General features: G+C 63.5%; 11 protein-coding genes and 1 pseudogene. 8 read left to right on the top strand and 4 right to left on the bottom strand.

Features of this window, described 5'->3' with window-relative positions:
• The 3 genes and pseudogenes from BHQ40_RS18435 to BHQ40_RS18425 form a co-directional block, all read right to left on the bottom strand.
• Positions 1-527: pseudogene (locus tag BHQ40_RS18435) on the bottom strand (acetate/propionate family kinase); the annotation flags it as partial.
• Positions 524-1,945, bottom strand: a complete 1,422-nt coding sequence (locus BHQ40_RS18430; RefSeq protein ID WP_021690796.1) for a bifunctional enoyl-CoA hydratase/phosphate acetyltransferase — start codon at positions 1,943-1,945, stop codon at positions 524-526. The gene BHQ40_RS18430 and the pseudogene BHQ40_RS18435, both read right to left, overlap by 4 nt.
• Positions 1,946-1,948: 3 nt before the next feature.
• Positions 1,949-3,703, bottom strand: coding sequence for a PHA/PHB synthase family protein (locus BHQ40_RS18425; RefSeq protein WP_021246278.1), 1,755 nt, complete (start codon positions 3,701-3,703; stop codon positions 1,949-1,951).
• A gap of 341 nt (positions 3,704-4,044) precedes the next feature.
• On the opposite strand from BHQ40_RS18425, the gene lptB reads away from it, so the two are divergent.
• Positions 4,045-4,968, top strand: coding sequence for an LPS export ABC transporter ATP-binding protein (gene lptB / locus BHQ40_RS18420; protein ID WP_062066091.1), 924 nt, complete (start codon positions 4,045-4,047; stop codon positions 4,966-4,968).
• Here the strand turns inward: lptB and BHQ40_RS18415 are convergent.
• On the bottom strand, positions 4,958-5,662 hold the full coding sequence (locus BHQ40_RS18415; RefSeq protein ID WP_081659801.1) for a TetR/AcrR family transcriptional regulator: 705 nt from the start codon (positions 5,660-5,662) through the stop codon (positions 4,958-4,960). The two genes, lptB and BHQ40_RS18415, sit on opposite strands and share 11 nt — an antisense overlap.
• 160 nt (positions 5,663-5,822) lie before the next feature.
• Between BHQ40_RS18415 and BHQ40_RS18410 the strand changes: the two genes are divergently transcribed.
• From BHQ40_RS18410 to BHQ40_RS18380, 7 genes are all read left to right on the top strand, one after another.
• Positions 5,823-7,292: an efflux transporter outer membrane subunit gene (locus tag BHQ40_RS18410; protein ID WP_210766564.1), complete on the top strand. Its 1,470-nt coding sequence runs from the start codon at positions 5,823-5,825 to the stop codon at positions 7,290-7,292.
• Positions 7,289-8,362: an HlyD family secretion protein gene (locus tag BHQ40_RS18405; RefSeq protein ID WP_021246282.1), complete on the top strand. Its 1,074-nt coding sequence runs from the start codon at positions 7,289-7,291 to the stop codon at positions 8,360-8,362. The genes BHQ40_RS18410 and BHQ40_RS18405 overlap by 4 nt, the downstream gene beginning before the upstream one ends.
• Complete coding sequence (rbbA, locus tag BHQ40_RS18400; RefSeq protein WP_021246283.1) at positions 8,359-11,109, top strand: ribosome-associated ATPase/putative transporter RbbA; 2,751 nt, start codon at positions 8,359-8,361, stop codon at positions 11,107-11,109. Before BHQ40_RS18405 ends, rbbA begins: the two co-directional genes overlap by 4 nt.
• Position 11,110: 1 nt before the next feature.
• Positions 11,111-12,235 (top strand): ABC transporter permease, encoded by a 1,125-nt coding sequence (locus tag BHQ40_RS18395; RefSeq protein WP_021246284.1) that lies wholly within the window; start codon positions 11,111-11,113, stop codon positions 12,233-12,235.
• Between the two features lie 294 nt (positions 12,236-12,529).
• On the top strand, positions 12,530-13,321 hold the full coding sequence (locus tag BHQ40_RS18390) for a helix-turn-helix transcriptional regulator (protein ID WP_021246285.1): 792 nt from the start codon (positions 12,530-12,532) through the stop codon (positions 13,319-13,321).
• A 184-nt stretch (positions 13,322-13,505) separates the two neighbouring features.
• On the top strand, positions 13,506-14,300 hold the full coding sequence (locus tag BHQ40_RS18385; RefSeq protein WP_013846842.1) for a type IV toxin-antitoxin system AbiEi family antitoxin: 795 nt from the start codon (positions 13,506-13,508) through the stop codon (positions 14,298-14,300).
• Positions 14,301-14,304: 4 nt separating this feature from the next.
• Complete coding sequence (locus BHQ40_RS18380) at positions 14,305-15,225, top strand: nucleotidyl transferase AbiEii/AbiGii toxin family protein (RefSeq protein WP_021690793.1); 921 nt, start codon at positions 14,305-14,307, stop codon at positions 15,223-15,225.
• Positions 15,226-15,289: the final 64 nt, after the last annotated feature.

The raw sequence follows: 15,289 nt of genomic DNA, 5'->3' as shown, positions 1-15,289 counted from the left end.
ATGCCCTGATCGTGGAACTTGCGCGGGATGGCCAGGCGCGAGGCGACGTCCGGCTTGTCGTGGTGGAAGGCCGTATCGAAGCAGGCGACCTGCGGCAGGTCGGGTTTCAGCTTCGCGATCGCGCGGATCGCCGCGAGGTTGTGCGGCTGATGCAGCGGGGCGAGGGGGCACAGCGTTTCCAGCCTGTCCAGCAGGTCGGCATCGACCAGGCGGGGCGTGACGAAGTCCAGGCCGCCATGCACCACGCGATGGCCGATGGCGATCACGTCCCGCCCTTCCAGCGGATGATCTCCCGCCCAGGCGAAGAGGTCCGCCAGGAGATCCGCATGGCTGAGCGCAGCGCCGTCCGGCCAGTCCCGCTCGATGAGGATTTCTCCCGTCGCGGAGCGGGCCCGCAGGCTGGGCGCGATGCCGATCTTCTCGATCTTGCCGCCTGCCGAGAGCGTCAGCCCGTCCCGGCCATCGAGCGTGAACAGCGAGAACTTGATGCTGGACGAACCGGAGTTGATCGCGACGACGGCTTTCATGCGCTCGCCGTCCCCGGCAGGCCGGGCGCGGCCTTGGTGGCGGCGCGCGCCATCAGCACCGCGACCGCGCAGGAGGCGAGGCGGGTGCGCAGGCTGTCGGCCCGGCTGGCGAGGATGATCGGCACGCGCGCGCCCAGCACGATGCCTGCCGCGTCCGCACCGCCCAGGAAGGTGAGTTGCTTGGCCAGCATGTTGCCAGCCTCCAGGTTTGGCACGACGAGAATTTCCGCTTTGCCCGCCACCGGCGAGACGATGCCTTTCTCCTTCGCGGCGGCTTCGCTGATCGCATTGTCGAAAGCCAGGGGTCCGTCCAGCACGCCGCCCGTGATCTGACCGCGATCGGCCATCTTGCACAGGGCAGCGGCGTCGAGTGTGGATTGCATCGCGGGATTGACAGTCTCCACGGCGGAAAGGATCGCCACTTTCGGTTCCGCGATGCCGATGACATGGGCAAGGTCGATGGCGTTGCGGATGATGTCCGCCTTCTCCTCGAGTGTCGGCGCGATGTTGATCGCGGCATCCGTGATGATGAGCGGTGTCGGATGGTTCTGGACGTCCATGACATAGGCATGGCTGATCCGGCGCTCGGTTCGCAGGCCCGTGGCGGAGCGCACGATGGCGCCCATCAATTCGTCGGTATGGAGCGAGCCTTTCATCAACAGCTTCGCTTCGCCGCCGCGCACCAGGTCCACGGCCTTTGCCGCCGCTTCGTGGCTATGGGCGGCGGATACGATGCGGAAAGGCGAAATGTCCTTGCCGGCGTCTTCGGCCGCCTTGCGGATCTTCGCTTCCGGCCCGACCAGGATCGGCATGATGAGATTGGCTTCGGCGGCTTCAATCGCGGCCAGCATGGCGGCCGCGCTGCAGGGATGAGCCACCGCCGTCGGTTCCGGCACGCCATTGGCGGTCATCTCGATCAGCTTGCGGTAGCCGTCATGGTCGCGCAGGCTGACCTCCGGCAGCGCCGCACGGGGGCGGCGGACCTTCTCGGCCGGCGCCTTGACTTCGGCCTGGCCGCTGATGACTTCCTCGCCGTCCTGGTTGACGCAGCGGCAATCGAACAGGATATCATGGTGCGCGCGTTTTTCCGCCACCGTCACCGACGCCGTGATCGTGTCGCCAAGGCCTACCGGCCGCGTGAACTGCAGCGACTGGCTGAGATAGATCGCGCCAGGGCCGGGCAGTTCGGTGCCCAGCACGGCGGAGATGAGACCGCCGCCCCATAGTCCGTGCGCGATGACGCGGCGGAACATGTCGGTCGCGGCATAGTCGGCGTCCATATGCGCCGGGTTCACGTCGCCGGACACGAGCGCGAAAAGCTGGATGTCCTCTTCGGTCAGCGTGCGCGAGATACTGGCGGTATCGCCCACTTTTATCTCGTCGAAGGTGCGGTTCTCGATCATGGTTCCGTCAGTCATTGCTCAATGCTCCAGCACATAATGGCCGGGAGCATCGGCGATCGCCGCATAGCCCTTGTCCGCTGCGCCCATGGGCGGCGGCGCACCAGGTTCTCCCGAACGCGCGGCCAGCCATTCTCCCCACGCCGTCCACCATGAGCCTTGCTTTTGCTCGGCGCGGCTTGCCCATTCTTCGGGATCGTAGGAGGTGCCGTCGACCTCGCGGGTCAACACGCGGTAGCGGCGGCCCTTGTGGCCCGGTTCCGAAACGATGCCGGCATTGTGCCCGCCGCTGGTCAGGACGAAAGTGATCTCGGCCCCGGTCAGCAGGTGGATCTTGTGGACGGAATGCCATGGCGCGACATGATCGCGCTCGGTTCCGACCACGAACAGCGGTTTGCGGATGGAGGCAAGGTTGATGGTTCGCCCATCCACCCGGTATTTTCCTTCGGCCAGGTCGTCGTCGAGGAACAGGCGGCGCAGATACTGGCTGTGCATGGCATAGGGCATCCGTGTGCCGTCGGCGTTCCAGGCCATGAGGTCGTTCATCGGTTCGCGCTCGCCCATCAGGTAGGTGGCGAGCACACGCGACCAGACCAGATCGTTGGAACGCAGGATCTGGAAGGCGCCGCCCATCTGGCTGCTGTCCAGATAGCCCCGGCTCCACATCATGTTCTCCAGCAGGTTGAGCTGGCCTTCGTCGATAAACAGGCCCAATTCCCCCGGCTCGCTGAATTCCGTCTGTGCGGCCAGCAGTGTGACGCTGGCGAGCCTGTCATCTCCGTCGCGCGCCATGGCCGCGGCCGCGATCGAGAGCAGCGTGCCGCCCAGGCAATAGCCCATGGCATGGATGCCCGTCGCGCCGGTGATCGCCGTCACCGCATCGAGCGCCGCCATCGGTCCGAGGTGCCGGTAGGCGTCCATGTCGAGGTCACGGTCGGCACTGCCGGGATTGTGCCACGAAATCATGAACACGGTGAAGCCTTGCGCCGTCAGCCAGCGGACCAGCGAGTTCTCGGGCGACAGGTCGAGAATATAGTATTTCATGATCCACGCGGGCACGATCAGGATTGGCTCGGGCCGCACGGTGTCCGTGGTCGGTTCATACTGGATCAGTTCGATCAGCTTGTTGCGGTAGACGACCTTGCCTTTGGCCGTGGCGACGTTTTCGCCCACGCGAAAGGCTTCGGCGCCGACCGGCGGCAGGCCGCGCGCCATGTGCTGCATGTCCTCGACCAGGTGCCGGAAGCCGTCGACCAGGCATTGGCCACCTGTTTCCGCGATCTTGTGTTGGAGAACGGGATTGGTGGCGAGAAAGTTGGTCGGCGCGAGCATGTCCAGCATCTGCCGTGCGGCGAATTCCACCATGTCTTCATGATGTTTCGAGACACCGCCAATGCCTGTCGTCGCGGCGTGCCACCATTGCTGGTTGAGCAGGAAGGCCTGAGCGACGAGATTGAAAGGTAATTCTTTCCAGGCGGGATCGGCGAAGCGCCGGTCCTGCGGCAATGGTTCGATGGCCGGTTCGGCCTCGCTGTCTTCCATGCGGCGCTGCAGATAGTCGAAAAGCCGGGCATGCTTGCGGATGGCCTTGGCGCCAAGCTGCATTTGTTTGCCCGGCGACGTGGCGAGATGAATCCCCCAATCGGCCATGGCAAGCAGGAGCGTGGCCGGCGAAAGGCCGAAAGTCGTCTGCGCGATGGCCGCCGATGCCGTGCGGTCGAGCGTTTCGCTGATTCCGTCCAGCGGATCGTCGGAAGGCGGAGGGGACGTGGCCATGACTATATACTCCGAGTTCCGCTGGAAGGTGCCTCGTCTCTCCGACAGGATTCCACAGCAGATGTTTGGGCCGCCCCTCCCGGTTCTTCTTATGCCGAACGGTACTGCATAGGTAAGATAGAATGCAAGCCGCACGGAGCTTGGTTGCGACCGGACGGCTGTCTGACGGCCAGTCGCAACCGCGGGCGCGGGGATATTCGGCCATGGCCTGCTGGAGAAAAAGGAGCCTCAATCATTGAGCGTAAAGCCACTAGGTATAGTTCACGATGGCGATGCATTGCCTGGAGATACAGTGTACGGCGGTCGTCATCCCGGGCAATTTTGCGGGAAATTGAAGGAGAATGGATGATCCGCGAGATCGCCATGATGGCAGCGGTTGCGCTGGTGCTGGCCGGCCGGGATGGAGACGCGTACTGACCCGGCTTTTGAGGGACCTTGGCGGAAATCTCGGGCATGATGCCCAACTCGTATCGCCGGCCGCGCGTTCGGAGAGCGAGCCGCTTGCGCCCGCGTCAATCGGACCGGTCGCAGTCGAGCGCGCGCCGACGGTTCTTTCGATCGCCGGGATCGAGAAGTCCTTTGGCAAGCGGAAGGTGCTTGACGATGTCGCGCTCGAAGTGCGGGCAGGCGAAATCGTGGGGCTTCTGGGGCCAAACGGGGCCGGCAAGACGCTCTGCTTCTATGCGATTGCCGGCCTGATGAGCGTGGATGCCGGCAGGATCGAGATTGGCGGTCAGGATGTCACCGCGCTTCCCATGGATCGAAGAGCGAAGCTGGGCCTCGGCTATCTTCCCCAGGAAGGATCGATCTTCCGCGGCATGACGGCTGCGGAGAATATCGCGGCCGTGCTCGAACTGCATATCGCCGATCGCGATGTAGCTGCCGCGCGGCTCGATGAACTTCTTGCCGAGTTCAATATCGCCCACATTCGCGACGTTCCCGCACAGCGGTTGTCCGGCGGGGAACGCAGGCGCTGCGAGATCGCCAGGGCCATGGCGGCAGCGCCCTCGGTCATCCTGCTCGATGAACCGTTCGCGGGCATCGATCCCATGTCGATCGCCGACGTCAAGGCGATGGTGCGAAAGCTCAAGCGAGAAGGCGTGGCGATCCTTCTGACCGACCACAATGTGCATGAGATGCTCGAACTGGTCGAGCGGGCCTATATCATCGATCAGGGCAGGATGCTGTTCGAGGGCGGCCCAGAAGCGGTACTCGACAACCCCGAAGTCCGGCATCGCTATCTTGGCGAGGGCTTCAGGATGTGAGGCGGTTACCGCGCCCTTCGTTCAGGAACGGAATGGCCTTTGCCATGAGGTCGAGCGCTCGCTCGATATAGGCAGCCTTTGTCCGGGTGGTGTTGTGCAGATCATGGCGCTGCAGGATGCGCTGGCGCGGCACGGTGACCAGCGCGTCGAAGAGAAAAGCAGCGAGGAACGGAAGATCGCCTGCTTCCTCGCTGTTCGGTTCGCTCGCCTCGGCAAGGATCGTCTGCATCAGATCGATGCCGAACTGGGTGCCGATCGCGGGCTGTGCCCGCATCATGCCCGGATTGTGGTTTGCCAGCCAGATGATGAGCGCTTCGATGCCCACGACATCGCCTTGAAGCGACAGGTCGAGCATCCTGCGAGCGATATAGGCGATTTTTTTGCGGGTGCTTCCTCGAGGGACCGATGCCGCGATCGGATCGAGATAGCGGGCAAGGCTGTGTTCCATGGCGGCGACGAGCAGGGCGAGCTTTGAGCCGAAGCGGGAATAGAGCGTTCGCTTCGATGTCTGTGCGGCGGCGGCGATAGCTTCCATACTCGTACCCTCGACGCCGCCGGCGATGAATTGGGCAAGCGCCGTCTCGAGGATATGATGTCCAAGCCGGGCTGCGACCTCCTGTGGCGGCCTTCCTCCCCTGGGATCGCGGGCAGGCAGACGCGAGCCGGTTCCCGATGCGGCGCCGTCATCTTTCATGAATCGCTCGCGGCCCATCGCTGCTTCATTCCAGCTTTCGCGCTTGATCGGCAAGTGATACCGGGCAATATCAAAACCACTAAGTGTAGATACTAATAGTCCGGAGAGGTGCTTGCCCATAGGCGTACCGCCTGTTTGAACCAGAATGGAACCGGACTAGATGGCTCGCAGCGCTCATATTACTGGCCGTTTATGCGGGTTCCGGGCCGTCATGGCGGCGATGATCGTGCCATCTTTCCTGTCCGGCTGTTCCTTCGCGCCGCCCAATGTCCGGCCGGCCCAGCCGGTGCCGCAGGACTATCCCGCGCCAGCCGCGCTGGGCGCGTCCATCGCGCGGATCGGTTGGCATGATTTCTTCCGGGAAGAGCATCTGCGTGTGCTGATCGCGGCCGCGCTGGAGAACAACCGCGATATCCGTATCGCCGCGGCCCGCGTCGATCAGGCGCGCGCGGCCTGGCGTATCGAGGGATCGGCGCTCTATCCCGAACTCAACGCCGTCGGCACCGGCACGCGGGGTCGTTCCATCATCAGCCTGCCGGGCGCAGGCACGCAGAGCTATGACATCAAGCAGGTCACCGCGCAGGTGAGCGCGAGCTGGGAAATCGATTTCTGGGGCCGTCTGCGCAACCTGAACGACGCCGCGCGCAATCGTTATCTGGCGACGGAAGAGGCGAAGCGCGCCGTTGCCACCGGCCTGATCGCGCAGGTCGCCAATGGCTATCTGCTGGAGCGCGAATATGAGGAACGCCTCGCGCTTGCCCGGCGGACGATCGTCACGCGCGAGGACTCACTGCGGATCATGCGCCGCCGCTATGAAGTCGGGTCCGGCTCGAAGCTCGAAATGACCCAGGCGCAGTTGCTGCTGGCGCAGGCGCAGGATGCGCTGCAAGCGCTTGAGCAGGACCGCGACGTGAACCGCAACGCGCTGGCGCTGCTGGTCGGGCGGCCCGTGGAGATCGTGCCTGGGCCCCTCGGTCTTGCCGAAACCGGACCGGATATCGCCCTTCCGCCGGGCTTGCCCTCCGACCTTCTGGTCAACCGGCCTGATATCGTGGCGGCGGAATATCAATTGCGGGCGGCCAACGCCGATATCGGCGCGGCGCGGGCGGCGTTCTTTCCCAATATCAGCCTGACGGGTGCCTTCGGCACGGCGAGTTCCGATCTCGACGGGCTGTTCGGCGACGGGAGCCGCGCGTGGAGCTTCACCCCGACGATCGCCCTGCCGCTGTTCAATGCGGGCCGCCTTTCCGGCAACCTCGATCTGGCGAAAGCGCGGCAGGTCGAAGCCGTGGCCAGCTATGAAAAGACCGTGCAGGGCGCGTTTCGTGATGTTTCCGACGCGCTGGTCCGGCGCCGGCAACTGGCGTTGCGGATCGACACCGCGCGCAGCTCGCTGGACGCCTTGCGCGAACGGGCTCGGCTGGCCGGGTTGCGGTTCGACAACGGGCGTTCGGCCTATTTGGAAGTGCTGGACGCGCAACGCGACCTTTTCGACACCGAACAGGCGCTGATCCAGTTGCGCCGCGCTCATCTGGCGAGCGGCATAGCCCTCTACGCGGCGCTTGGCGGGGGCTTTCCCGCCGAAGTCGTCCACGACAGCAACGATCAAGGCGGAGAACACAGGCGATGACGGCGTCCCGGAAGACATGGCTCATCAGGGGCGGCATCGCGGCGGCGCTCGTCGTTGTAGCTCTGCTCCTTTGGCAGGTGCTCAAGCCCGGCGATTTGCCCGAAGGCATCGTCGGCGGTAACGGCCGGATCGAAGCGGTTGAAATCGACGTTTCCGCCAAATCGCCCGGCCGCATCCGCGAAATCCTGGTCGACGAAGGCGCGTTCGTGCAGGCGGGGCAAGTCGTCGCCCATATGGATACGGACGTGCTGAGTGCCCAGAGGGCCGAAGCCGAAGCGCAACTGGCGCAGGCGCTGAACGGCATCCAGATCGCGACCAGCCAGGTCGCGCAGCAGCAGAGCAACCGGGCGGCGGCTCTCGCCGGCGTCCGCCAGCGTGAGGCGGAGCTGAACGCGGCGCGCAAGCGGCTGGCGCGATCGGAAACGCTGGCGCGAGAAGGTGCGACCGCCGTGCAGGAACGGGATGACGATCAGGCCCGCGTCGAAGGCGCGGCGGCGGCAGTGGAGGCCGCTCGCGCCCAACTCGCGGCCGTCGACGCGGCGATCACGACGGCGCGCAACCAGGTGATCGGCGCGCGTTCGCAGGTCGATGCCGTGCGCGCCACCATCCAGCGGATCGAGGCCGATATCCGCGACAGCGACCTCAAGGCGCCGACGGCCGGCCGCGTGCAATATCGCGTCGCCCAGCCGGGCGAAGTCGTGGGTGGCGGCGGGCGCGTGCTCAACCTGGTCAATCTGGGCGACGTCTACATGACCTTCTTCCTGCCGGAAACGGTCGCGGGCAAGGTGGCGCTGGGCAGCGATGTACGCATCGTGCTCGATGCGCTTCCGGATCGTGCGATCCCTGCGAAAGTCAGCTTCGTTGCCGATGTGGCCCAGTTCACGCCCAAGACGGTGGAGACGCAAAGCGAGCGCCAGAAACTGATGTTCCGCGTGAAGGCGCAGATCGATCGCAAGTTGCTCGATCGCTATATCACCCAGGTCAAGACCGGCCTTCCGGGCATGGCCTATGTGCGGATCGATCCGAAATCCGAATGGCCCGCGAAACTGACCGTCAACGTGCCGCAATGACGGAAGCTGTCGCCCGCGTTTCGGGCGTGAGCCTGCATTACGGCAAGGTGCTGGCGCTCGATGATGTGAATCTTGAAATCCCCGCCGGGCGCATGGTGGCGATGATCGGCCCGGACGGCGTCGGCAAGTCCAGCCTGTTTTCCCTGATCGCGGGCGCGCGAGCCATCCAGGAGGGCCGGGTCGAGGTGCTGGGCGGCGACATGGCCGAGGCCCGCCACCGCAACGCCGTGTGTCCGCGCATCGCCTATATGCCGCAGGGGCTGGGCAAGAACCTCTATCCTACGCTCTCCATCGACGAAAATCTCGAATTCTTCGGGCGGTTGTTCGGGCAGGACGCGGCCGAACGCGAGCGCCGCATTGCCGACCTCACCGAAAGCACGGGCCTCGCGCCGTTCCGCAAGCGCCCGGCGGGCAAGCTTTCGGGCGGCATGAAGCAGAAGCTCGGCTTGTGCTGCGCGCTCATCCACGATCCCGATTTCCTGCTGCTGGATGAGCCGACAACCGGCGTCGATCCCATGTCGCGCGCGCAATTCTGGGATCTGATCGACCGCATCCGCGCGAACCGCCCGCACATGAGCGTGCTGGTCGCCACGGCCTATATGGAAGAGGCCGAACGCTTCGACTGGCTAATCGCGATGGACGCGGGAAAGGTGCTGGCCACCGGCACCGCAGCCGACTTCTATGCACGCACCGGCGAACAGTCGCTGGAACAGGCGTTTATCTCGATGCTTCCCGAGGAGCGCCGCCGCGGGCACAAGCCGGTGGAGATTCCGCCGCGCAGCGACGGCGGCGAGGCCGAGATCGCCATCGAGGCGCAGGGGCTCACCATGCGTTTCGGTGATTTCACGGCAGTCGATCATGTCGATTTTCGCATCGAGCGCGGCGAGATCTTTGGATTCCTCGGCTCCAACGGCTGCGGCAAGTCGACCACCATGAAGATGCTGACCGGCCTGCTGAAAGCCAGCGAAGGCCAGGCCTGGCTGTTCGGCCGCGAGGTCGAGAATGACGACATGGCGACGCGCCGGCGCGTTGGCTATATGAGCCAGGCCTTCTCGCTCTACTCGGAACTGACGGTCCGGCAGAACCTCGAGCTGCATGCCCAGCTCTTCCATGTTCCCGCCGGGGAAGTGCCGGCCCGCGTGAGGGAAATGGCGCAGCGGTTCGGCCTGGATGGCATCATGGATGCGTTGCCCGGCGCCTTGCCGCTGGGCCAGCGCCAGCGGCTCAGCCTAGCCGTCGCCATGATCCACAAGCCGGAAATGCTGATCCTGGATGAACCGACGTCCGGCGTCGATCCGATCGCGCGGGACCAGTTCTGGCAGATGATGATCGACCTGTCCCGGCGCGACAAGGTGACGATCTTCATTTCCACGCACTTCATGAACGAAGCGGAGCGGTGCGACCGCATATCGCTGATGCATGCGGGCAAGGTGCTGGTCAGCGACACCCCCGCCGCCATTGTCGAGAACCGCGGCGCGGCGGACCTGGAAGAAGCGTTCATCGCCTATCTTCAGGATGCGAGCGGCGAGACGCCGACAGAAAAGAGGGACGATCCGGTTCCTGCGGGCGCGCCTGCCGCGGCCGATCAGGACATTTCGGCTGCACCGGCCCGCTCCCCATGGTTCATGCGGCGCCGGATGATGAGCTATGCCCGGCGCGAAGGGCTGGAATTGCGCCGCGATCCCATCCGCGCCACCCTGGCCCTGCTGGGCAGCGTCATCCTGATGTTCATCATGGGCTATGGCATCAGCATGGACGTGGAGGACTTGCCGTTCGCCGTGCTGGACCGCGACGGCACGACCACCAGCGAGAACTACGTCCTCAACCTGGCCGGATCGCGCTATTTCATCGAACGGCCGCCGATCACCGACTATAGCCAGTTGGACCGGCGGATGCGCTCGGGCGAACTGAGCGTGGCCCTGGAGATTCCGCCCAATTTCGCGCGCGACCTGCGCCGGGGCGTGCCGGTGCAGATCGGTGTATGGGTCGATGGCGCCATGCCGCAGCGGGCCGAGACCGTGCAAGGCTATGTCCAGGCCCTGCATGCCCACTGGCTCAGTGAAATGGCCGTGCAGGAAACAGGTGCGCGGCCATCGATGGGTCTCGTCAATATCGAGCTGCGCTATCGTTACAATCCGGACGTGAAAAGCCTTGTAGCCATCGCGCCGGCCGTGATTCCGATGATGCTGCTCTTGTTCCCGGCGATGCTGACGGCTTTGAGCGTGGTGCGGGAAAAGGAGCTGGGTTCCATCGTCAATTTCTACGTGACGCCGATCAGCAAGGTGGAATTCCTGCTGGGCAAGCAGCTTCCCTATGTCGCGCTCGCCATGCTGAACTATGTCTTGCTGGTGTTCCTCGCCGTCACGATGTTCGGTGTGCCGTTGACGGGCAGTTTCCTCGCGATGACGCTGGGCGCTCTCTTCTATACGCTGTCGGCGACGGCCATCGGCCTGCTGTTCTCCATCTTCATGCGCAGCCAGATTGCCGCGATGTTCGCCACCGCCATCGGCACGATCCTGCCCGCCGTGCAGTTTTCCGGCCTGATCAACCCGGTGTCCTCGCTCGAGGGGGCGGGCGCGGTGATCGGATCGATATATCCCGCGACCTGGTTCGTCACCATCTGCCGCGGCGTCTTTTCCAAGGGGCTGGGCTTCGCCGACCTCTGGCCTGACCTTCTCGTGCTGTTCGCGACGTTTCCCGTCATCCTGGCGCTGTGTGTCGCGTTGCTGCGTAAGCAGGAGAGCTGATATGCGCCACGCGGCCAACATCTACCGGCTCGGCATCAAGGAACTGCGCAGCCTGTGGCGCGATCCGATGATGCTGTTCCTGATCCTCTATTCGTTCTCGGTGGGGATCTACGTCGCGGCAACCGCCATGCCGGAAACGCTGCACAAGGCGCCTATCGCGATCGTCGATGAAGACCAGTCGCAGCTTTCCAGCCGGATAACCGGCGCCTTTTATCCGCCGCACTTCACGCCCCCTTCGATCGTGGGACTGAACGAAGTGGACAAGGGGCTGGATGCCGGGCGCTATACGTTCGCTCTCGACATCCCGCCCGATTTTCAGCGAGACGTACTTGCGGGACGCCAACCCGGCTTGCAGCTCAACGTTGACGCTACGCGGATGAGCCAGGCTTTCACGGGCGGCGGCTACATCCAGCAGATCGTGCAGGGCGAAGTTGCCGAATTCATGAAAGGCACGCGTGCGAGCACGCCGGTCCCGGTCGAGCTGGCGCTGCGCGTGCGGTTCAATCCTACGCTGGCGCAAAGCTGGTTCGGCGCGGTCATGGAAATCATCAACAGCGTCACCATGCTGTCGATCGTGCTGACGGGCGCGGCCCTGATCCGCGAGCGCGAGCACGGCACGATCGAACACCTGCTAGTGATGCCGGTGACGCCGTTCGAGATCATGGCCAGCAAGGTCTGGGCCATGGGGCTCGTTGTCCTGGTCGCCTGCGCTTTCGCGCTTTTCGTGATGGTGGAAGGGGTACTGTCCGTTCCCGTCGAAGGGTCGATCGCGCTGTTCCTCGCCGGAGCGGGGCTGCACCTGTTCGCCACGACCTCCATCGGCATCTTCATGGGGACGATCGCGCGCTCCATGCCGCAGTTCGGCTTGTTGCTGATGCTGGTGCTGCTGCCGTTGCAGATGCTGTCCGGCGGTTCGACGCCGCGCGAAAGCATGCCGGAGTTCGTCCAGACGGTCATGTTGGCCGCGCCCACCACCCATTTCGTGAAGATGGCGCAGGCCATCCTTTACCGGGGCGCGGGCTTTGACGTGGTCTGGCCCCAGTTCCTGGCTATCATTGCTATCGGCGCGATCTTCTTCGCCATTGCGTTGGCGCGGTTCCGGCGAACCATCGGCACGATGGCGTGAGGAGGCAGTCGAATGTCAGAACACCAAATTGCGTGGGACATCGTAACGATGCTTCAGACTAACGATTGCCGAACGGTTCCGCGCAGGTTTCGCAGGAGAATAATACCGGCGGCGGTGTCGCGGATCCTGAGCCAGGTTTTCGAAACAGCGAATCCACGATTGCCCTAGCAGCCTCACGCGTCAGCCATAGCGCTGGCTGACGGCTGTGAATGCCCCCTATCTCCCATAGGTATCACAACGGCTTCTTCTGGCACGTTTGCCGGTGCACGGCCAACACAACCCAAGGAGGATGCCATGTATGTCAATGCCAGAATGCGTGAGACACTCTCACGCTTCAATGCCGCTTCTTCAATGGAAGCGCTGCTCGCCGCCTTAGCTGATGCCGCCACGAAAATGGGCTTCCCCTATGTCGCGATGATCCAACATGGCGGCCTCCCACGCTTGGTCGAACGGGCGCTGGTTATTACCAACTATCCGGCGGAGTTCGTGCGTTTCTACACCGAGAGCCACGCGTACGTCATCGATCCAGTCTATGAGGTGAGCCAGTTGCTGGACCGCCCGTTCAGCTGGGACGAGATTCCCGGTTATGTCGATCTCACAGGCACACAATCAGCCCTGTTCGAAGAAGCGCGGCTGCATGGTCTCGTCCACGGTGTCACCGTGCCGCTCCACATACCGAGCGAATCCCATGCGTCTTGCACTTTCGCACGCGCGGAGCCGATCATGGCTTCGCCATCGCTACTGACGACGCTCCACATCGTCGCTGCCTTCGGGTTCAAGGCGGGCCTCAGACTACATCATGCCTCGCGCGGACATGACGTACCCAGGCTCACGCGCCGCGAAGCTCAATGCACGGCATTGGTCGCCGTCGGCAAGAGCGATTGGGAGATCAGCCAGATACTCGGTCTGAGCGAGACCTCGGTGCGCTATTTCGTCTCCCACGCAAAGCAGCGTTACGGCGTCTACAAGCGCTCAGAGCTTGTCGCCAGGGCGCTCATCGACGCGCAGATCCTTCGAAACGACCAAGGGATCATTGAGGCTGGACCCCGCCGCCCGCGCCACAGGGCGAAACGGCGCAGTCCTTGACAGTCCTGTCGGTGTCGCCGTGTTGCGCATCCCGTCAATTGGCCCGCGAATCGCCATGCCTAGGGCGGATAAGTGTATTGACCTACGGTCGCACGATCCAGTTTGCCGAGCTCTGATAATGCCAAGCAAGGCTTAGCCAATTTCGAAATTAATAAACTCGACAGTAGTTTCCCAATCTGTCAAAATGCATAGCATGGCTTCGCAAACATTAGGAAAATTAAACCGGCTGCAACGGGATCTCCCAGAGAGCCTGCTGGTCGACGCGGCATGGATGGAAGCCCATGGTTACTCATCATCGCTGCGGAGCCAATATGTTCGCGCGGGATGGCTCGATAGCCCGACCCGGCGCGTCTATCGCCGCTCGCGTGGACCGCTCACCTGGGAACAGGCCGTTATCTCACTGCAATCCCTGTTGGACCTGCCTTTGACAGTTGGCGGGCGCACAGCGCTCGAACAGCAGGGCTACGCTCATTATCTCTCCATAACGGTGCGCGAAGTCCATCTCTATGGGCCAAGCCGGCCGCCGACATGGCTCGACAGCCTGCCACTCGATGTCTCGTTCCGCTGGCATAACAGCCTCCGGCTGTTTCCAGTCGACGGCGAGATTCCTCCCGAGCCTGCGCCCCGGATGTCCAGCACCGCCGGCACGACCTTGCCGATCCGCTGTTCGAGCAAGGAACGCGCCGTTCTCGAACTGCTCGATGAGCTTCCCCATGAGAGCTTCCATCAGGTCGACATGCTGATGGAAGGAATGAGCGACCTCAGCCCACGTCGCCTTCAGACACTTCTTGAGGCGTGCGCGAGCGTAAAAGTGAAGCGTCTCTTCCTCTTCTTCGCGGATCGCCATGGCCATGCCTGGCGTTCGAAGCTCGATGTTTCCCGCCTGGATCTCGGATCGGGCAAACGCGTCCTGGTCAAAGGAGGGAAGCTCGACCGGCGCTACAACATCACCGTGCCCTCCGACCTGGCGGGAGAATAGCTGTATGGCGTTTCTCGACGGCTACCGGAGACAGGTCGCTCTTCTTCTGCGTGTTATGCCTCACGTCGCGAAGGAGGATATCTTCGCGCTGAAAGGCGGAACAGCGATCAATCTGTTCGTGCGTGACCTGCCGCGACTTTCGGTGGACATCGACCTCACCTATCTGCCGATCGAGGACCGCGCGACCTCGCTCGCCACGATCGATGCGGCGATGCTGCGGATCAAGGAACGCATCGAGGAAGGACTGGTCGGAGCCAGGATTCATGCGTCGCGTTCCGCTGACGAAAAAATCGTCACCAAGCTCATCGTTCGTGCGGATGATGTGCAGATCAAGATCGAGGTCACGCCAGTGTTGCGCGGGACGGTCTATGATCCCGTCGTTATGGGTGTCGTTCCCGCAGTCGAGGACGCCTTTGGTTTTGCTGAGATTCAGGTGGTGTCCTTCGCCGATCTCTATGCGGGAAAAATCGTGGCGGCGCTCGACCGGCAGCACCCTCGCGACCTCTTCGACGTCCGCGACTTGCTGGCGAACGAAGGCGTCACAGACGATTTGCGACGTGCATTTCTCGTCTACCTCGCCAGCCATAATCGCCCGATGGCCGAGGTTCTCGCTCCCGCCCGTAAACCGCTCGCCGAGGAGTTCGAGCGCGGTTTCGTCGGAATGACTCACCAGCCGATCACTCTGGCGGAACTGGAATCAGCGCGTGAAGACATCATCGCGCGCATGGTTGCCGGGATGCCTGACACTCATCGGCAATTCCTTGTCGGCTTCAAGCGTGGTGAACCGGACTGGGCGCTTGCGGGCATTGATGAGGCGAGGCGACTGCCCGCGGTCTTGTGGAAGCAACGTAACCTGGACCGGTTGGACCCTGGCAAGAGGCAGGAGCTTGTTGCCGCGTTGGAGAAGCAATTGCTGCCGGGATAGGTCAGGCGCCCCTCCGACGCCTGCAGGTCAGCCTGTTTGCGGCGAGCAGCGCGGAAGGGTGGTG

It is taken from the genome of Sphingobium phenoxybenzoativorans, assembly GCF_001757355.1.
In the GTDB taxonomy this organism is placed as follows: domain Bacteria; phylum Pseudomonadota; class Alphaproteobacteria; order Sphingomonadales; family Sphingomonadaceae; genus Sphingobium; species Sphingobium phenoxybenzoativorans.
Note: the sequence above shows the minus strand (reverse complement) of the source record. Positions and strands in the feature narration are given on the sequence as shown.